The following is a 17,623-nucleotide window of genomic DNA, read 5'->3' as shown; positions in this document are numbered from 1 at the left end:
GTCGACACAGCAGCGTGGTCCAGACATCCAGCACGGCGAGGGCATTGTGGGTCGCCGGCATCGGCGGCTTGGTGATCGGCCATATCCTCTGGCTGGCCGGAATCTCCTTCGCCACCTCGACGTCGAACGTCAGCACCTGGGTACTGGTGGTGGCCGCGGTGTCGTTCGTCGTGGGCGGCGCGGTCGGCTGGCTGGGCTGGCGGGCGTATCAGCGCAGGAGCGAGGTGTGGGCGGCGTTCCTGTGCGCGCTGCCGGTCTCCCCGGTGCTGCTGTCGCTGATCGTGCTGGGGATCACGTACCTCTAGTCCGGGAAGTCCAGCGGCACTTTCAAAGTGGTGATCGTCGCCGCCAGCCCGTCGTACTGCGCGGCCAGCATGCAGAACTCGATCAGCTGCGGTTTGGTCAGGTGCCGCGCCAACACGGCCCACGTCTCGGGTGAGACGCCGCGGGTCACGACGAACTCGTCGGTGGCGGTGATCAGCGCGCGCTGGCGGTCGGTCAACCCGTCGGCGTCGGGGCCCTCGAAGATCTTCTTCTGGACGTCCGGGCCGATCCCGCGGGTACGGGCCAGGCGGCGGTGCTGCTGCAGTTCGTACTCGCAGTCGCGCAGATGCCCGACGCGCAGGATGACGGTCTCGGCGTCCTGCACCGACAGTTTGCTCAGCATGCCGAGCAGCACGCCGCTGTACGGCAACCACGCCAGGAACAGAAGCCGGTGTTGGCCAAGCACATTGAAGAGGCTGAACCGGGGTGCCCTGATCGCGCGGGCGCCGAGCTTGGCGATGGCCCAGTTCACCGGGCCGAGTTCCTTGAATCCACCTGGCGCGATACGTGCCGACTCGGGTGCGCTCATCACAGCGAGTCTACGTGTGGACCTGTCATCAGGGTCGACGTACCAGGTAGGGCGAGACGGTGCTGCGGTGCTCGTTGATGTCGAGCGCACGGCCGAGCGCGGGGAAGGCGCGTTGCGGGCAGTTGTCGCGTTCGCATACCCGGCAACCGGCGCCGATCGGCGTCGACACCTCCCCGGACAGGTCGAGCCCCTCCGAATACACCAGTCGATGCGCGTGGCGCAGCTCGCAGCCCAGGCCGATCGCGAACGTCTTACCGGGCTGGCCGTAGCGCTGCGCGCGCCGCTCGACGGTGCGGGCCACCCACAGGTAGTTGCGCCCGTCGGGCATCTGCGCGACCTGCACCAAGATCTTGCCGGGGTTGGCGAACGTCTCGTAGACGTTCCAGAGCGGGCAGGTTCCTCCGCTGGAGGAGAAGTGGAAACCGGTGGCGGACTGGCGCTTTGACATGTTGCCCGCGCGATCGACACGTACGAAGGACAGCGGCACACCGCGCATCGACGGCCGCTGCAGTGTCGAGAGCCGGTGGGCGATCGTCTCGTAGCTCACCGAGTAGAACCCTGAGAGCCGCTCGACGTCGTAGCGGAAGTTCTCCGCGACATCGTGAAACTGCGCGTACGGCAACACCATTGCGGCGGCGAAGTAGTTGGCGAGACCCAGTCGCGCCAGCCGCGTCGACTCGTCGCTGGTGAACTTGCCCTCGTCGACGAGCTTGTCGATGAGGCCGCCGAATTCCAGATACGCCAGTTCGACGGCCATCTTGAACACGGTCTGCCCGGACGAGAGATGGTTGTTGAGCTCGAGGGTCTTCCTCTCGGGGTCGTAGCGGTGCAAAACCGATTCCCCGAGGTCCATGCGGTGCACGATGCGCACGCCGTGCACCATCGTCAGTCGGTCCGACAGTTGACGCGCGAGCTCCGAGCGCTGCATCCGCATGCGGGTGGTGAGGTCTTCGGCCGCGGTATCGAGTTCGTGCAGATAGTTCTGGCGTTCGTAGAAGTAGTCGCGTACTTCCTCGTGCGGCATGGTGATCGCGCCCGAACCCGAACTGAAGCCGCCGCCTGCGGCGAACCTGTCCTCGGTGGCCGCCGCCAGCCGGGTGGTGGTCAGCTGGTAGCGCCGGTGCAGGTTGACCATCGCGCGGGCCAGATTGGGGTGCGCGGCCACCATATCCGCGATTTCGGCCAGATCGACGTCGATATCGAGGTCACGGTCGAGGGTGACTTCGCGAAGCTCCGCGACCAGACGGGTGTCGTCCTCGGAGGCGAAGAATGTCGCGTCGACCCCGAACACCTCGGTGATGCGCAGCAGGACGGCCACGGTCAGCGGCCGCACGTCGTGCTCGATCTGGTTGAGGTAGCTCGGCGAGATGTCGAGCATCTGGGCGAGCGCCGCCTGGCTGAACCCGCGCTCGCTGCGAAGTTGCCGAACCCGTGAGCCGACAAACGTTTTCGCCACGTCAACCAGCGTAGCAACGATGCAAAGGTAGTCTTCGCATTGTTGGCAGATCGGCCGCTGTGGCAGGATCGGCGGACGTGAGTACGAAGCGGGCATCGGGGGCGAGCTCAGCGCACGGGCTGGCCAAGACCATGATGCCCGTCCCTGATCCGCACCCCGACGTCTTCGACATCGAGTGGCCGCTGCGGGTCGCCGACGTGGACCGCGAAGGCCGGCTCAAATTCGACGCCGCGACGCGTCACATCCAGGACATCGGATCCGACCAGCTGCGCCAACTGGGTTTCCAGGAGACCCATCCGCTGTGGATCGTTCGCCGCACGATGATCGACATGATCCGCCCGATCGAGTTCCAGGACATCCTGCGGTTGCGCCGTTGGTGTTCGGGCACGTCGAACCGGTGGTGCGAGATGCGGGTACGCATCGACGGGCGAAAGGGCGGCCTGATCGAATCCGAGGCGTTCTGGATCAACATCAATCGCGAGACGCAGGGACCGGCGCGCATATCCGATGACTTCCTCGAGGGGTTGCGGCGCACGACCGACGTCGACCGGCTGCGGTGGAAGGCCTACCTGTCGGCCGGCAGCCGCGAGGACGCCGACGAGATCCGCGAGTTTCCCACACGGGTCAGCGACATCGACATCGTCGACCACATGAACAACGCGGTGTACTGGTCGGTGATCGAGGACTACCTGCACCACCATCCGGAGTTGGCTCGGTACCCGTTGCGCGCGACGATCGAACACGACGCCGCGGTGGCCCTGGGCGACAAGATGGAGATCCTCAGCCACACCTATCCGCCGGGTTCGACGGACAAATTCGGCCCGGAGCTGACGGACCGCACTGTTACAACGCTCACATATGCGGTCGGCGACGAGGCCAAGGCCGTCGCATCGATCTTCAATCTCTGATCATCGCCCGTTTAACAGTACGGGCGTACTGACCTGCGGCTATCCGCTACTCCTCAGTAACTTCTGAACCGGTCAAGCGGACGCCATTCTTCGCAAAATTTGCAAAGTCCGGGGGTGAGTTGGCGAAAGTTGGCACTCGAAACGGCTGGACCTGCGCTAATGGACTGAGGCATTCTCGTAGTAGCCAAACCGCCAAACCGTTTGGGCGTTAACAAGCCGGGTATGCCGGCCGCGCCGCAGCGATAGTGAACAGATCGAAGGAGCGCCATGTCAACCGTGGGCAAGCCGAAGAGCGCCGAAGAAATCCAGCGCGACTGGGACACCAATCCCCGCTGGAAGAACGTGACCCGCGACTACTCCGCAGCCGACGTCGTCGCGCTGCAGGGCACCGTCGTCGAGGAGTCCACGCTGGCCAAGCGCGGGGCGGAGATCCTGTGGAACCAGCTGCATGACATGGAGTTCGTCAACGCGCTCGGCGCGCTGACCGGCAACATGGCCGTCCAGCAGGTTCGCGCCGGGCTGAAGGCCATCTACCTGTCCGGCTGGCAGGTCGCCGGTGACGCGAACCTGTCCGGCCACACCTACCCCGACCAGAGCCTGTACCCGGCCAACTCGGTGCCGCAGGTGGTGCGGCGCATCAACAACGCGCTGCTGCGCGCCGACGAGATCGCCAAGGTCGAGGGCGACACCTCGGTGGAGAACTGGCTGGTGCCGATCGTCGCCGACGGTGAGGCCGGCTTCGGCGGTGCGCTCAACGTCTACGAGCTGCAGAAGGCGATGATCGCCGCCGGTGTCGCGGGTTCGCACTGGGAGGATCAGCTGGCGTCGGAGAAGAAGTGCGGCCACCTCGGTGGCAAGGTGCTGATCCCGACCCAGCAGCACATCCGCACCCTGACCTCGGCGCGCCTGGCCGCCGACGTCGCCGATGTGCCGACCGTGGTGATCGCCCGCACCGACGCCGAGGCGGCGACCTTGATCACCTCCGACGTCGACGAGCGCGACCAGCCGTTCATCACCGGTGAGCGGACCAAGGAAGGCTTCTACCGCGTGAAGAACGGCATCGAGCCGTGCATCGCGCGCGCCAAGGCGTACGCGCCGTACGCCGACCTGATCTGGATGGAGACCGGCACCCCCGATCTCGAGCTGGCCAAGAAGTTCGCCGAGGGCGTGCAGGCCGAGTTCCCGGACCAGATGCTGGCCTACAACTGCTCGCCGTCGTTCAACTGGAAAAAGCACCTCGACGACGCGACGATCGCGAAGTTCCAGAAGGAGCTGGGCGCGATGGGCTTCAAGTTCCAGTTCATCACCCTGGCCGGCTTCCACGCGCTGAACTACTCGATGTTCGACCTGGCTTACGGCTACGCCCGCAACCAGATGTCGGCCTACGTCGAGTTGCAGGAGCGCGAGTTCGCCGCCGAGGAGCGCGGTTACACGGCGACCAAGCATCAGCGTGAGGTCGGCGCCGGCTACTTCGACCGGATCGCCACGACGGTGGACCCGAACAGCTCGACCACCGCGCTGAAGGGTTCGACCGAAGAGGGTCAGTTCCACTGATCGCCGCACCAGACCAAGCCCAGTAGGCTCACGAGGCCCAACGGCTTGTCATCAGGCCCCGTCCTTATATTGGGCGGGGCCTGATGTTGTGGAGAGGACACAAGTGAGCATTGAGCGAGTCGGCGTGGTCGGCGCCGGGCAGATGGGCAGCGGTATCGCGGAGGTCGCCGCGAAAGCCGGCGCCAACGTCGTCGTCTACGAGCCGTCCGAGGAACTCGTCGAGGCGGGGCGCAAGCGGATCACCGGATCGTTGGAGCGGGCGGCCGACAAGGGCAAGCTCTCCGAGAGTGACCGCGACGCCACCTTGGCGCGGTTGTCCTACACCACCACCATGGCCGACCTGGCCGACCGTCAGCTCGTGATCGAGGCCGTCGTCGAAGACGAGACGGTCAAGGGCAAGATCTTCGCACAGCTCGACGAGATCATCACCGACCCCGATGCGGTCCTCGCGTCCAACACGTCGAGCATCCCGATCATGAAAATCGCTGCGGCAACGAAGAATCCGAGCCGGGTACTGGGCCTGCACTTCTTCAACCCGGTGCCCGTGCTGCCGCTGGTCGAACTCGTCAACACGCTGGTGACCTCGGAGGAGGCGCTCGCACGGACCGAACAGTTCGCCGGCGAGGTGCTCGGCAAGCAGGTGGTGCGGTGCAGCGACCGCTCCGGGTTCGTCGTCAATGCGCTGCTGGTGCCCTACCTGCTCTCGGCGATCCGGATGGTGGAGGCGGGCGTGGCCACCGTCGAGGACGTCGACAAGGCGATCGTGGCCGGGCTCTCGCATCCGATGGGGCCGCTGCGGCTTTCGGATCTGATCGGCCTGGACACCATGAAGCTGATCGCCGACTCGATGTTCGACGAACTCAAGGATCCGCACTACGCGCCGCCGCCGCTGCTGCTGCGGATGGTCGAGGCGGGTCAGCTCGGCAAGAAGTCAGGCCAGGGCTTCTACAGCTACTAGCGCCGAGCGCACACCCATCAAACGGGGCAGCCGTGGCTCCTGAGCGCCTCGCATACCCGGCGCACTATCTCTCCTCGTCGACACCGTAGGTGACGCGCGCTGACCCGCACGATCAGCCAGCCTTGCGCGGCCAAGAACTCCAGCCGTTCGATGTCTCCGGCGTGAACGTCGGGACTCGTCCAATGCTGCACCCCGTCGTACTCGACGCCCACTTTCGGATGGCGCCAGCCCATATCGATTCGGCGATTGCCAACGCGAATCTGCGTGGCCGGGCGAGGCAACCCGGCACCGACGAGCAGCAGGCGAAGCTCGGTCTCTCTCGGCGATTCCGCGCCGCCATCGACGAGATCCAACGTCGCGCGCAGTTCACGGATGCCCCGTGCTCCGGGATAGCGGTTCGCGATGCCCTGCACTTCGGCGATGGTGCACCCGGTCGCGTTGAGCAGGGCGTCGATTCGCATGATCCCCAGATCCCCCGGCACGCGCCGGCCTAGGTCATAAGCCGTGCGAGCGGGTGTCGTACAGTCGAAACCACCTCGCAGGCAGACCTCGTCATCGGCGAGCGTCCCACTGTAGATGACGATTCCGCGCGGAGATCGATGCCGTATACGTGCCAGTTCCGCCGGTCTGTCGGTCGGTAGCCAGCGAGTTCCGAACATCGCCGCGGCCGAATGGCCGAATAGTGTCGCTTGTCCGCGAGACCAGAGCCAAGCTGCGACGGCGCGGTCTCTCGCGTCGAGTTCCATTCCCGTCGGCGCGTATACGTTGTGGTGCACCTTGAAGTATTTGGTGCGCAGGTCGTGACGTGTCACGATGCCGGCTGCGAGTGCGTCGCTGCCCACGATGAGACGGTCCATATCCCGTTAGATGCGGCAAGCCCCCAAACGGTTCCACGAGACTGCGGTTTATGACAGGAATCGGCCGAAATTCGTCAGAAACCGCAGTCTCGGCGCTAAGACGAGAGGAGCCGCTTGCGCTCGGCGTCGACGTCGAAATCGGCAGGCGGATACGACAAGTCGAGACCCTCGAGCGCCCCGATCAGCAGTTCGGTGACAGCGAGCCGTCCGTACCATCGCCGATCGCAGGGCACCACATGCCAGGGCGCGTAGTCCGTCGACGTGCGGTCCAGGACCGCCTGGTAGGCCTCCTGATACCGGGGCCACTCGAGCCGCTCGTCGATGTCGCCCGGGTTGTACTTCCAGTATTTCGTGGGGTCGTCGAGCCGTTCCAGTAGCTGCTTTTTCTGCTCCTCGAGCGAGATGAACATCGCGACCTTCACCAGAGTCGTTCCCCCATCGACGAGTTCGCGCTCGAAGGTGTTGATCTCGTCGTAGCGCGCCCCCCACACCTCCGGCGGCACCAGGTTGTGCACTCGAACGATCAGCACATCCTCATAATGCGACCGGTCGAAGACGCCGATGTGTCCCGGCGGCGGCAATGCGCGCCTGATCCGCCACAGGAAGTGGTGCGCCAATTCCTCCGGGGTCGGCTTGCCGAACGCGGTGTAGCGCACGCCCATCGGATTGACGGCGCCGACAACATGTTTGACGATCCCACCCTTGCCCGCGGCATCCATGCCCTGTAGCACCAGCAGGACCGAGCGGGCGTCGTCACGGCCCTTGGAACTGGCGTAGAGCATCTCCTGCAGTTCGGCGAGGCGGCTGCTGCGGGCCGCTTGCACCGGTGCCGCGTCAGCCTTGGAGCCGTCGAAACCCGGTGTCGCAGAAGTGTTCAGATCGGCCACCTTGTCGCCGTGCCGATACCGCACCGCATTGGCGATGGCTGAGGTGGCCGGCTCCGAGCTCACTGGTCGTCTTGCGTCGGCGGCAGCACCGGCGACGGGTGTGGCCGGCTACGGAACGCCTCGAGTGAGCCGCCCACTTCGACGATGCCGCACAACGCATTCCACGACAGCATGGTCAGGTAGTCGATCAGCTCGTCGGAGCTCATGCGCCGATTCGACATCCACGAGTGCGTGGCCAGCTGGACACCGCCGACGGTGTGGTAAGCCCACGGCTCGACACCGCCGGTGTCCATACCGGCCTCCTGCATCCGGCGTCGCAGCATCACCGCCAGCATGCGGGCGATGATCTGCTCGGACGTTGCGACCGCGCGGCTCCTGCTCGCCGAGTTGTTGGCCATCACAAACTGATAGGGCTCGGGTTCGGCAGCCACCGTCTCGACGTAGACCCGGATGACTTCGCGGGTCAGCTCGTAGCCGTCCAGGTTCGACGACAGCGCCGCGGCCATGTTGGGGATCAGCGTGGTTTGCGCGAACCGCATCATCACCGCGGTCGTAAGGTCGTTCTTGTCGACGAAGTAGCGATACAACACGGTCTTGGAGACGCCGATCTCGGCCGCGATCTCGTCCATGCTGACGCCGCTACCGAGGCGGCGGATCGCCTCCAGGGTGCCATCCACCAGCTCGTTGCGGCGCTCCACCTTGTGCTTGTGCCAACGCCGCTTGCGGCCGTCTGTTTTGACCGCGATCGCTTCGGACTGTTGTGCCACTATCCCCGTGATCCGTTCCGTAGTTCCCCTTGATAGTACGGCTGATCTTGACACCGCGGGTTGTCGGACCGAGGTGCCGCACGTCGTAGCGGATGATGGTGGAGTGGCACACAGACCGAGCGCCGGACGAGGCGCCCCGGCGGCGACATCCGCTCCGCGGAGAAGCTTCGCCGAGTCCCTGGCCGGGGCGGATTCCGTCGGCGATGCGGAGCGCCGCCGCTCGCTGCGGCGCATGAAGGTCGTCGCGCTGAGCTTCCTCATCGGCGCCTCGGTCGTCTTCCTGGTCTGCACATGGGTCCAGTCCACCGGTGATGCGCCGGCCTGGGTGGGCTATGTGCGCGCTGCCGCCGAGGCCGGCATGGTCGGCGCGCTCGCGGACTGGTTCGCGGTCACCGCGCTGTTCAAACACCCGCTCGGCATCCCGATCCCGCACACCGCGATCATCAAGCGCAAGAAGGACCAACTCGGCGAGGGCCTCGGCACCTTCGTCCGCGAGAACTTCCTGTCTCCCGAAGTCGTGTCGGCCAAGCTGCGCAACGCCGAGGTGGCCGGGCGGCTGGGAAAGTGGCTCTCCGAACGCTCGCACGCCGAACGCGTTGCCGCCGAGACCGCCACGGTGCTGCGGGTTCTCGTGGAGATGCTGCGCGACGAGGATGTGCAGCAGGTGCTCGACCGGATGATCGTCAAGCGCATCGCCGAACCGCAGTGGGGTCCGCCGATCGGTCGCGTGCTGGCCACGCTGCTGGCCGAACACCGGCAGGAGGCCCTGTTGCAATTGCTGGCCGACCGCGCCTTCCAGTGGTCGCTGAACGCCGGGCCCGTGATCGACCGGGTGATCGAACGCGATTCGCCCACCTGGTCCCCCCGCTGGGTGGACCACCTCGTCGGCGACCGCATCCATCGCGAGTTGATGGACTTCACCGACAAGGTGCGCCGCAACCCGGACCACGAACTGCGGCGGTCGGCGACCCGGTTCCTGTTCGAGTTCGCCGACGACCTCCAGCACGATCAGGCGACCATCGATCGCGCCGAGAACGTCAAGGAACAGGTCATGGCCCGCGACGAAGTCACCCGCGCGGCGGAGACGGCCTGGACGGCGGCCAAGCGCATCCTGTTCGAGTCGATCGACGACCCCTCATCGACGCTGCGCACGCGGATCGCGGACTCCGTGATGCTCATCGGGGAGTCGTTGCGCGACGACGCCGACCTGCGCGACAAGGTGGACAACTGGATCATCCGGGCGGCCCAGCACCTGGTCGCCCAGTACGGGGTGGAGATCACCGCGATCATCACCGAAACCATCGAGCGGTGGGACGCCGACGAGGCCAGCCGCCGCATCGAACTCCACGTCGGACGCGATCTGCAATTCATCCGGATCAACGGAACCGTGGTCGGCGCGCTGGCGGGCCTGGTCATCTATTCCGTAGCCCAACTTATATTCTGACCTGCGCTAACGAGTGCTTGCAAAAGTTAGCACTCCGTCGTACGGTAGGGCTGTCGCTTATTGGATACCCGACGCGTGGAGGGCTTCGTATGTCGCAGGATGACAATCTTGCCGTCGTCGTGTCCAACGCTGCGCAGACCGCCGCCCAGGACATCGGCACCTTCATCCGGACGCAGCGCGAGGCCGCCCAGGTATCCGTACGACAGTTGGCCGAGAAGGCCGGCGTCAGCAATCCCTACCTCAGCCAGATCGAGCGGGGATTGCGCAAACCCTCCGCCGACGTGCTCAACCAGATCGCCAAGGCGTTGCGCTTGTCGGCGGAGGTGCTCTACGTGCGGGCCGGGATTCTCGAGCCCAGCGAAAAGAGCGAGGTGCGCGACGCCATCGTCAACGACACGGCGATCACCGAGCGGCAGAAGCAGGTGCTGCTCGACATCTACACCTCGTTCTGTCAGCAGAACGAGGCCGAAGTTGACGAAGCAGGTAGCGACACAGAACAGGAGTCGTCGACTGAATAGAGACTCCACCTTCTGAACAGAACGCAAGCCAACGACAAACTTTGAGAAAGGAACACCATGGCCAAGAACACCCCCGCCAAGAACCAGCCCACCCCCGACGACCTCAAGGCGCCGTTGCTCGCCGCCGTCGGTGCCGCCGACCTCGCGCTCGAGCGGGTCAACGAGATCGTCGCCGCCCTTCGTGAGCGCGCCGACGACGCCCGCACCGACTCGCGTAGCCGCGTCGAGGAGACCCGCGCCCGGATCGACCGGTTGCAGGAGGACCTGCCGACGCAGTTCGGTGAGCTGCGCGACCGTCTGAGCTCCGACGAGCTGCGCAAGTTCGCCGAGACCTACGCCGAGGCGGCGCAGACCACCTACAACAAGCTCGTCGAGCGCGGCGAGGCCGCACTCGAGCGCCTGCGCAGCCAGTCCGGCTTCAGCGAGGCCGCCGGCCGCGTCGAGGGCTACACCGACCAGGCCGTCGAGCTGACCCAGGAGGCGCTGGGCAACGTGGCCGCGCAGACCCGCGCCGTGGGTGAGCGTGCCGCCAAGCTGGTCGGCGTCGAGCTGCCGAAGAAGGCAGAAAAGGGTGCCGCGCCGGTCAAGAACACCGCCAAGAAGGCTCCGGCCAAGACCCCGGCGAAGAAGACCCCGGCCAAGAAGGCCCCCGCCAAGAAGGCTGCGGCCAAGAAGGTCACCCAGAAGTAAGGACTCGACAGCGGGTCTGAAGGCCCAAAGTCGACCGAGGGGACGTAACCCGCTTAGTCTTGAAGCGTGCAGCTCCAAGGCTTGGTGGGTTACGTCCTCTTCTTTTTGCAGATCGCCGTGCTCGCGACGACGGTGTACGCGTTCGTTCATGCGGCGATGCAACGGCCGGACGCTTATCCGGCCGCCGACAAACTGACCAAGCCGGTCTGGTTGGTCATCCTCGGGGTCGCCGGGCTGCTGGCGCTGGTCCTCGGTTCCGTGCTGGGGCCCGCCATCGCAGCCGTCGCGGCCGGCGTCTACCTGGTCGACGTCCGACCCAAGCTGCTCGAGGTCCAGGGGAAGTCCCGGTAGTGCATCGCCTCGTCGCGGTCGTCATCATGGCGGCCGGCCTCATCGTGCCCGCGCTGGCCGGTCCCGTGGCGTCGGCGAATCCGGCGCCGCCTGCCAACCCGACCATTCCTGCCCCGCCGCTCGTCGATCACGTCGAATGGGCCAAGTGGGGCGACCTGTCGAGTCTGCGGGTGTATCCGACCGCGGCCGGACGGCAGGCCTCCGGGCTGTCCGCCCCCGCTCAGGGCGAGGCGGCCTGGGCCGAGGTGTTGACGCTCGCGCCCGATGCGGACATCCCGGGCATGAAGCCGCAATTCGTCTGTCACTGGGAATTCGCCGAGTACTACCAACCCGGCAAGGTCAGTTGGAATCTCGAGCCGTGGCGTCCCGAGGTCTCCTACGAGGAGATGGTGGAGACCGGCTGCAACCCCGGCGGTACCGAAGAGCCGTTCTGATGACTCGCAGCTACCGACGCGACGAGGTCGCCGGACTGGTCGATCACACACTGCTCAAGCCCGAGGCGACCGAGGCCGACGTCGCGGCGGTCGCCGAGGAGGCTGCGGCGCTCGGGGTTTACGCGGTCTGCGTGTCGCCGTCGATGGTTTCGGTCGCCAGACGGTCCGGTTCACCGTCGCAGGTGGTGTGTGCGGTGGTCGGATTCCCCTCGGGTAAGCATCTTTCGGTGATCAAAGCCTCCGAGGCGCGGCTCGCGGTCGAAGACGGCGCCGGCGAGATCGACATGGTGATCGATGTGGGGGCGGCGCTGCACGGCGACCTCGCGGCGGTGCGCGCCGATGTCGAGGCGGTGCGTGCCGAGATCGGTGCCCGCGCAACGCTGAAAGTGATCGTCGAGTCCGCCGCGCTTCTACTGCTCGGTGACGAGCAGACCTTGCTCGGCACCTGCCGGGCCGCGGCGGACGCGGGCGCCGATTTCATCAAGACCTCCACGGGATTTCATCCCGCAGGCGGGGCGTCGGTGCGCGCAGTGGAATTGATGGCGACGGTGGGGCCACAGGTCAAGGCCAGTGGCGGTATCCGGACCGCCGACGACGCGATCGCGATGCTCAACGCCGGTGCCACCCGACTGGGACTGTCGGGAACGCGGGCGGTACTCGAGGGCTTCCCGAAAGCCGACCGCCGACAGTAATTTACGCCGCTAACCGATATTTGCCGTATAGTGACGTCCGCCCCCGACGGCTGGAACCATCGCCATCTGCGCACACGGGAAACCGTGGATAGGATCTGATCATGATGACTCAAAGCGGTTTGCTACGTCGAACGCTGGCCGGAGCGGGGGTGACCGCGGTGCTGGCGATGGGTGCATTCACCGCCGGCTGCTCCAGCGAAGAGGGACAGGCACCCGAGACGTCGACAACGACGACGACAACGACCACCACCACTACGGCGCCGCCTCCTCCCGCCACGCCGACGGAGAAGGCGCCGCGCATCGATCCCAATGAGCCGAACCCGTTCTCGCCCACCGTTCATGCGCCGCCTGCTCCCGGTCCGACGCCCGGTCGGCACCGCGGTCCTTACGGCCAGTAGGCCCGGGGTCGCGGCCGTCCTCACCGCCGCGCTGCTGATCGCGGCGTCGGGTGCGTGTGCATCGCGCACCCCGGCGGTGATCACCGGCGCCTATGCGGCATTGTTGGCGAGTTCGACAGACCTGGGCCCGTCACGTTCGGCGGACGCGCAAGTCACCGTCACGCTCGGCGCACCGGAACGCCCGGCCGCCTTGATGGGCTGGGCGGACGCCCGCGACCTCTGGGTGCGCTGGCGGCCCGGTGACGGATGGGCGATCGTCGAGGGGGCGGCCGGGGATCTCGCGCGGGCGTTCGGGATTCCGGTGCGCGACTACCGGACTCCGAAAGGCGAGGAGTTCTACGCCTCGCCCGAACAGCCGGCGATACCGGCGGCACTGCGCGACGACGTCACCGCGGTCGGACGGGTGATGAGCTACACCCCGTACCGCATGAAGCGGCCCGACATCGTTCCCCTCGACGTGCCCAAGGGCGGGCTGACACCCGACGGATTGTTGTCGGCGTACAACGCCACGCCGTTGGCCGACGCCGGTTTCACCGGTGAGGGCGCAACGATTGTCATCTTCGCGTTCGACAGCGTCGAACAGGAGGACCTCGACCTGTTCGCCGACACATCCGGGTTACCGCGGTTCACACCCGAGATCGTGGGCGGCAAACCGTCCGAGGTGCACGGTGAGACGGCGATGGATCTGCAAGTGGCGCACGCGATTGCGCCCGATGCGCGGCTTGTGGTGGTCAACGCCAGGCCGACGGTCGAGGGTGACGGCACCTACGAGAAGCTCGGACGACTGTTCGAACAGGTCGACCGTGACTACCCCGGGGCCGTGTGGAGCCTGTCGATCGGATGGGGATGCGAGGCGTTCGTCACCGCGGCCGATCTGGCTCCGGTCGAGGCGGCCCTGATGGCCGCTCAGCGGCGCGGCACCACGGCGTTCGACGCCAGCGGGGACTCCGCCGGTCTGGAGTGCAAAGGCGGCGACCGCTGGTCGGCTCCGCCGGGACCGGACGACATCGGTGTCGACGCGGTCGCCTCGCTTCCCACGATGACGTCGGTCGGAGGCACGACGCTGTCGACAGGTACGCGCGGGCAGTGGCTGGCCGAACACGCGTGGGTGGATTCCCCACTGTCGCAGGGCAGTAGCGGCGGGGTGGCGAAGTTGTTCGCCCGGCCGGCGTGGCAGCAGAAATTGGACGTCGAGCGTGACACCGAGCGCCGCCGTCTGCTCCCCGACGTCTCCGCGGTCGCCGATCCCTTCACCGGTGTGCGGTTCATCTTCGGCCAGCGCGAGGTCGTCGGCGGCGGCACGTCGCAATCGGCCCCGATCTGGGCGGCCCTCACCGTGCTGATGAACCAGTACCTGTTGGCCAACGGTGGGCGACAGGTCGGGAACCTCAATCCCGTGCTCTACCAAGTGGCCTCCGGGTCGCGTCTGCCCGGCTTCCGTGATGTGACCAAGGGCGGCAACGCCGTCGATCTGGCGTCGCCGGGGTACGACTTGGTGACGGGCCTCGGCAGCCCGAACACCGAGAACCTCGCGCGCAACATCCTCGACCTGCAGAAGACGTCGCGTTGACCGAAGCGTCACCGCGCCGCCGACGTCGGTGGCGAGATCCCCTGACGAGCTTGTTGTTTCCGCATGTGTCGGATCGTTCGAGGGCGACGTTCGGGCTCGCGCTGGCAGCACTGGCGACGATGCTCGTCGGGTTCGCGCTACTGCGTTGGCAGGCGCCGCTGATCGCGATCGGAGCGGTCGGTGTGGCGCTGGTGTTCATCGGCTATCTGCGTCAGGCAGGTCACGACCTACCGGCACGGCAGCTGATTCAGACCGCTGCGCTGGCCGCGGTGCTCGGTGTCGGGTGGGCGTTGGCGACCGGCAGCATCGTCGCCGAGTCCCACGATGTCGCACTCAGCGGCGGCGAGCTGGATCGCGAAAAGCTGTTGACAGGCATTGCGATACCGGTCGGTGGTGCGATCGCGATGCTGATTCCGGCGGCGGTGCTGCGGTTGCGCCGCGGGGTGACTCGTCTGCCGTTCGACGGTTACGCGGTCGGGGCGTTGAGCGCCGTCGTCTTCACGTCGGCAGCGACGTCAACCAGATTGGTTCCGCAGTTCGCGACCGGTTTCAGGGCCGAAGACCTGTGGGTCAGCGCGCTTCTGGTGCAGGCCGGTATTCAGGGGTTGACCCTGCCGTTGACCGCGCTGACGCTCGGCGGGCTCGTGGGCCTCGCGCTGTGGGCGGGGCGTCGGAGGATGATCGTCGCGAGTGTGATTGTGACGCTGGTGCTTTACACGATCATGGGTGTCACCGAGTACACCCCGGCGCCGCACATCGTGCATCTGATCGTGCATGCCGCCATCGCCGTGGTCGCACTGGCTGCGCTGCGCGGTGGGCAGCGTGCCGCGGGCCCATTGCCAGAGGAGCCGAACCCCGAGGGGGAGGCCGGCCGCGCGCGGGTCCTCGTGACGCTGGGTGTGGGCGCGGCCATCGCGGTCACGGCCGGTGCGGTGACGGCCGTGCTCACCACCCCCGACGTCGCGAAGATCGTGTGCCCGCCCGATTGTGGGCGGCCTCCGATCGGCGAGCCCATCGAATCCAACCCGCGGTTCTATGCCGCAGACGGGTCGTTCTCCGTCCAATACCCGGGACCCGGTAGCGCGTACGAGGCTACGCTGCTCCCCGATGGGGTCGAGCTGGAGTTCACCGGCGGGGACACCGGCATGCTCGAGCTGTTCGGTCTGCCCGCCGCAAACCGGACCGCCAAGCAGGTCGCCGAGGACCTGATCAACGAGTACTACCCGGACGCCGCAACCGAATACGAGATCCCCAACGCGATGGTCGGCTATGAACCCGGCTACGGCGTCGTCGCCGATGACTATCCCCAGGACGCCAGCGGCAGCTTCACCCGGCTCCGGCTGATCGTGATGGTCGCCGTCAAAAACGATGTCGCCCTGGTGGCCTCGGCGATCGGCCCCTACCGCGAATTCACACCCGACTTCGGCACGGGCCATCCGTCGGGTGCCAACTTGCAGCTGGCGATCGATATGGGCAAGTACGTCAACAGTTTCCGCTGGACCGGTGTCACCGACTGACGGTCACAGCTCGGCGAAGCAGGGATCCTGCTGACCCTTCGGGATATCGGCGTTACGCGTCGAGAACCGGCTCACCACACCCTCATCGGTGACCTCCACCGAATCGGCCTTGATGTTCATCGGGTAGTTCTTCGTCAGCTCGGAAGTGAACGCGTCCAACGCCGGCTGCACGGCTTCGCGGGGCAGCGTGAAACCCAGACCGGTCAGTTCGATCACCTGTAGCGAGATCCCGCCGTCGACGACCGCCGGCCGGGCCCTGATCGAGCCGAGCCCGCCTTCCAACTCGATCGTGTCGTCGGACGGGTTGGTCGTGACACCGCTGACGAACGCGCCGATGAGCGGGATCGAATCGGAGATGGTCTGCCGAATGCCCTCCGACGACCAGTTGATGTCGGCGACCAGTGAACCGATCGTTCCGCCCGAGGTGGCCGTGTCCTCGAGGCGGACGTCCTCGATGGTCAACTCGACCTTCATACCCTTGGCGTCGCGGATCTGATTGCCTGCGGTCTCGATGTGGATGTTCGTGTAGTGGCCGGACATGTGCTGGATCAGGAACGGCGGCATGACGCCGAACGATGCGCTCGCCTCGTCTTCGACCACGCATGACGTGACACCTGCGACGACGTCGTTCGCGCGCTTACGTGCGTACAGTTCGCCGGCGAGCACGCCGGCCAGCACCAGGGCCACCACGATGACGACCACCAGCACGATCGACAGCGGATCGCGCAGCAGGCTCCTGAGCTTGGACTCCGAGGGCGGTGGCTCGCTTCGGCCCGGTTCATTGGCTCCATGGGGTCCGGGCGGCGGCCCCTGCGGCGGCGGGCCCTGCGGCGGCGAGCCCTGCGGTGGCGGAGCCTGGTCCTGCTGTGGCGAGGGGACCTGGCCCTGCGGCGGCGACGGCTGGTTCGGGCGGGCCCACGGGTCAGTCACGAGCGCGATTCTGCCTTACCGCGACGAGCAAAGTCCGCGCGGTTGCGCAACACCGCGACCGTCTCGCGCACCTTGCGCCCGTCCTCCAGGTCGATGTCCGTCACCAGCAACTGCGGGTCGTCGCCCGCACTGACCAGCACGTCACCGGTCGGGGACGCGACCAGGCTGCTTCCCACGCCGGTCGGACCGAGCGCCGCGATGTCGGGTTCCGGACAGCCCTGGTCGACGGCGGCGACGAAGCCGGTCGTGTCGATCGCGCGGGCCCTCGCCAGCAACGTCCACTGGTCGAGCTTGCCCGGCCCGCTGCCCCACGACGCGTGCACGGTGATCAGCTGCGCACCCCGTTCCGCCAGCTCGACGTAGAGCTCCGGAAAGCGGACGTCGTAGCACAGCGTCAGCCCGACACTCACACCGTCGACCTCGATCAGGACCGGCTCCCGGCCGGGCGCGACCGTCTTGGACTCCTGGAACCCGAACGCGTCGTAGAGGTGGATCTTCTCGTAGTGCGCGTCAACACCGTCGCCGGCGGCGATCAGCGTGTTGAGAACCCGCCCGTCGCCCGAAGGCACGAACATGCCCGCGACGACGACGATGCCCGCCCGCTCGGCGATGGCCCGCACGCCCGAGGCCCACGGCCCGTCGAGCGGTTCGGCGACCGGGGCCAGCGGCACCCCGAACCGGCACATCGTGGCCTCGGGGAACAGCACCATCCGGGCGCCGGCGTCGGCGGCGCGGCGGGTGTAGTCCGCCACGACCGCGAGGTTCGCCGACGGGTCGGTGCCGCTGAGGATCTGCGCGAGGGCAATCCGCATGGGCCCCAGCCTACGGCGCTTCGCCGA

Annotated in this window: 19 protein-coding genes and 1 pseudogene; 13 read left to right on the top strand and 7 right to left on the bottom strand. The window is 66.7% G+C overall.

The genetic code is table 11. From position 1 onward, the window contains the following. Window positions 1-14: 14 nt before the first annotated feature. A complete protein-coding gene (locus RMCN_RS05255; RefSeq protein WP_082680703.1) occupies window positions 15-305 on the top strand; it encodes a hypothetical protein in 291 nt (96 codons plus the stop codon). Here the strand turns inward: RMCN_RS05255 and RMCN_RS05250 are convergent. Both RMCN_RS05250 and ramB read right to left on the bottom strand, forming a co-directional pair. Further along, a complete protein-coding gene (locus tag RMCN_RS05250) occupies window positions 302-853 on the bottom strand; it encodes a carboxymuconolactone decarboxylase family protein (protein WP_067387702.1) in 552 nt (183 codons plus the stop codon). The genes RMCN_RS05255 and RMCN_RS05250 overlap by 4 nt on opposite strands. Window positions 854-881: 28 nt before the next feature. Further along, window positions 882-2,309 (bottom strand): acetate metabolism transcriptional regulator RamB, encoded by a 1,428-nt coding sequence (gene ramB / locus RMCN_RS05245; protein WP_067387701.1) that lies wholly within the window; start codon window positions 2,307-2,309, stop codon window positions 882-884. A gap of 131 nt (window positions 2,310-2,440) precedes the next feature. Between ramB and RMCN_RS05240 the strand changes: the two genes are divergently transcribed. The 3 genes and pseudogenes from RMCN_RS05240 to RMCN_RS05230 all read left to right on the top strand — a co-directional run. Further along, window positions 2,441-3,217 (top strand): acyl-[acyl-carrier-protein] thioesterase, encoded by a 777-nt coding sequence (locus tag RMCN_RS05240; RefSeq protein ID WP_067387700.1) that lies wholly within the window; start codon window positions 2,441-2,443, stop codon window positions 3,215-3,217. A 267-nt stretch (window positions 3,218-3,484) separates the two neighbouring features. Further along, entirely contained in the window at window positions 3,485-4,771 is a 1,287-nt protein-coding gene (aceA, locus tag RMCN_RS05235; protein WP_064416531.1) for an isocitrate lyase, read from the top strand. A gap of 82 nt (window positions 4,772-4,853) precedes the next feature. After that, window positions 4,854-5,729, top strand: a pseudogene (locus tag RMCN_RS05230) (3-hydroxybutyryl-CoA dehydrogenase); the annotation flags it as partial. A 17-nt stretch (window positions 5,730-5,746) separates the two neighbouring features. Here the strand turns inward: RMCN_RS05230 and RMCN_RS05225 are convergent. The 3 genes from RMCN_RS05225 to RMCN_RS05215 all read right to left on the bottom strand — a co-directional run bounded on the left by RMCN_RS05225 (window position 5,747) and on the right by RMCN_RS05215 (window position 8,240). After that, a complete protein-coding gene (locus tag RMCN_RS05225) occupies window positions 5,747-6,586 on the bottom strand; it encodes an endonuclease domain-containing protein (RefSeq protein WP_067387698.1) in 840 nt (279 codons plus the stop codon). A 95-nt stretch (window positions 6,587-6,681) separates the two neighbouring features. Then, the gene (locus RMCN_RS05220; protein WP_067387697.1) at window positions 6,682-7,536 is read right to left on the bottom strand and encodes a polyphosphate kinase 2 family protein; all 855 of its coding nucleotides are present in this window, start codon (window positions 7,534-7,536) and stop codon (window positions 6,682-6,684) included. Then, a complete protein-coding gene (locus RMCN_RS05215; protein WP_067387696.1) occupies window positions 7,533-8,240 on the bottom strand; it encodes a TetR/AcrR family transcriptional regulator in 708 nt (235 codons plus the stop codon). The genes RMCN_RS05220 and RMCN_RS05215 overlap by 4 nt, the downstream gene beginning before the upstream one ends. 103 nt (window positions 8,241-8,343) lie before the next feature. On the opposite strand from RMCN_RS05215, the gene RMCN_RS05210 reads away from it, so the two are divergent. The 9 genes from RMCN_RS05210 to RMCN_RS05170 all read left to right on the top strand — a co-directional run bounded on the left by RMCN_RS05210 (window position 8,344) and on the right by RMCN_RS05170 (window position 15,854). Next, window positions 8,344-9,684, top strand: a complete 1,341-nt coding sequence (locus RMCN_RS05210) for a DUF445 domain-containing protein (RefSeq protein ID WP_067387695.1) — start codon at window positions 8,344-8,346, stop codon at window positions 9,682-9,684. A gap of 89 nt (window positions 9,685-9,773) precedes the next feature. Further along, complete coding sequence (locus RMCN_RS05205) at window positions 9,774-10,202, top strand: helix-turn-helix domain-containing protein (protein ID WP_064416536.1); 429 nt, start codon at window positions 9,774-9,776, stop codon at window positions 10,200-10,202. Window positions 10,203-10,259: 57 nt separating this feature from the next. Next, the gene (locus RMCN_RS05200) at window positions 10,260-10,892 is read left to right on the top strand and encodes a heparin-binding hemagglutinin (protein WP_067387694.1); all 633 of its coding nucleotides are present in this window, start codon (window positions 10,260-10,262) and stop codon (window positions 10,890-10,892) included. Between the two features lie 66 nt (window positions 10,893-10,958). Beyond that, entirely contained in the window at window positions 10,959-11,243 is a 285-nt protein-coding gene (locus RMCN_RS05195) for a DUF2516 family protein (RefSeq protein ID WP_064351279.1), read from the top strand. Then, window positions 11,243-11,677: a DUF2599 domain-containing protein gene (locus RMCN_RS05190; protein WP_409366033.1), complete on the top strand. Its 435-nt coding sequence runs from the start codon at window positions 11,243-11,245 to the stop codon at window positions 11,675-11,677. The genes RMCN_RS05195 and RMCN_RS05190 overlap by 1 nt, the downstream gene beginning before the upstream one ends. Beyond that, window positions 11,677-12,369 carry a deoxyribose-phosphate aldolase gene (gene deoC, locus RMCN_RS05185; protein WP_067387693.1) on the top strand — a complete coding sequence of 231 codons (693 nt, stop codon included), beginning with the start codon at window positions 11,677-11,679 and terminating at the stop codon, window positions 12,367-12,369. Before RMCN_RS05190 ends, deoC begins: the two co-directional genes overlap by 1 nt. Window positions 12,370-12,470: 101 nt before the next feature. Further along, window positions 12,471-12,767 (top strand): hypothetical protein, encoded by a 297-nt coding sequence (locus RMCN_RS05180; protein WP_409366032.1) that lies wholly within the window; start codon window positions 12,471-12,473, stop codon window positions 12,765-12,767. Further along, complete coding sequence (locus RMCN_RS05175) at window positions 12,709-14,337, top strand: S53 family peptidase (protein WP_064416540.1); 1,629 nt, start codon at window positions 12,709-12,711, stop codon at window positions 14,335-14,337. The genes RMCN_RS05180 and RMCN_RS05175 overlap by 59 nt, the downstream gene beginning before the upstream one ends. A gap of 65 nt (window positions 14,338-14,402) precedes the next feature. Further along, window positions 14,403-15,854 carry a zinc ribbon domain-containing protein gene (locus RMCN_RS05170; protein WP_234787575.1) on the top strand — a complete coding sequence of 484 codons (1,452 nt, stop codon included), beginning with the start codon at window positions 14,403-14,405 and terminating at the stop codon, window positions 15,852-15,854. Between the two features lie 3 nt (window positions 15,855-15,857). On the opposite strand, the gene RMCN_RS05165 is transcribed toward RMCN_RS05170, so the two are convergent. Both RMCN_RS05165 and RMCN_RS05160 read right to left on the bottom strand, forming a co-directional pair. Continuing rightward, a complete protein-coding gene (locus tag RMCN_RS05165; protein ID WP_067387692.1) occupies window positions 15,858-16,784 on the bottom strand; it encodes an LmeA family phospholipid-binding protein in 927 nt (308 codons plus the stop codon). Further along, window positions 16,781-17,596, bottom strand: a complete 816-nt coding sequence (locus tag RMCN_RS05160; protein WP_067387691.1) for a carbon-nitrogen hydrolase family protein — start codon at window positions 17,594-17,596, stop codon at window positions 16,781-16,783. Before RMCN_RS05160 ends, RMCN_RS05165 begins: the two co-directional genes overlap by 4 nt. Window positions 17,597-17,623: the final 27 nt, after the last annotated feature.

The organism is Mycolicibacterium novocastrense (assembly GCF_001570485.1).
Classification (GTDB): domain Bacteria; phylum Actinomycetota; class Actinomycetes; order Mycobacteriales; family Mycobacteriaceae; genus Mycobacterium; species Mycobacterium novocastrense.
Note: the sequence above shows the minus strand (reverse complement) of the source record. Positions and strands in the feature narration are given on the sequence as shown.

Coding starts and splice junctions, on each gene's coding strand:
- RMCN_RS05250 (WP_067387702.1), bottom strand. CDS start 853: ATGAGCGCACCCGAGTCGGCACGTATCGCGCCAGGTGGATTCAAGGAA.
- RMCN_RS05240 (WP_067387700.1), top strand. CDS start 2,441: ATGATGCCCGTCCCTGATCCGCACCCCGACGTCTTCGACATCGAGTGG.
- aceA (WP_064416531.1), top strand. CDS start 3,485: ATGTCAACCGTGGGCAAGCCGAAGAGCGCCGAAGAAATCCAGCGCGAC.
- RMCN_RS05225 (WP_067387698.1), bottom strand. CDS start 6,586: ATGGACCGTCTCATCGTGGGCAGCGACGCACTCGCAGCCGGCATCGTG.
- RMCN_RS05205 (WP_064416536.1), top strand. CDS start 9,774: ATGTCGCAGGATGACAATCTTGCCGTCGTCGTGTCCAACGCTGCGCAG.
- RMCN_RS05200 (WP_067387694.1), top strand. CDS start 10,260: ATGGCCAAGAACACCCCCGCCAAGAACCAGCCCACCCCCGACGACCTC.
- deoC (WP_067387693.1), top strand. CDS start 11,677: ATGACTCGCAGCTACCGACGCGACGAGGTCGCCGGACTGGTCGATCAC.
- RMCN_RS05180 (WP_409366032.1), top strand. CDS start 12,471: ATGATGACTCAAAGCGGTTTGCTACGTCGAACGCTGGCCGGAGCGGGG.
- RMCN_RS05175 (WP_064416540.1), top strand. CDS start 12,709: ATGCGCCGCCTGCTCCCGGTCCGACGCCCGGTCGGCACCGCGGTCCTT.
- RMCN_RS05160 (WP_067387691.1), bottom strand. CDS start 17,596: ATGCGGATTGCCCTCGCGCAGATCCTCAGCGGCACCGACCCGTCGGCG.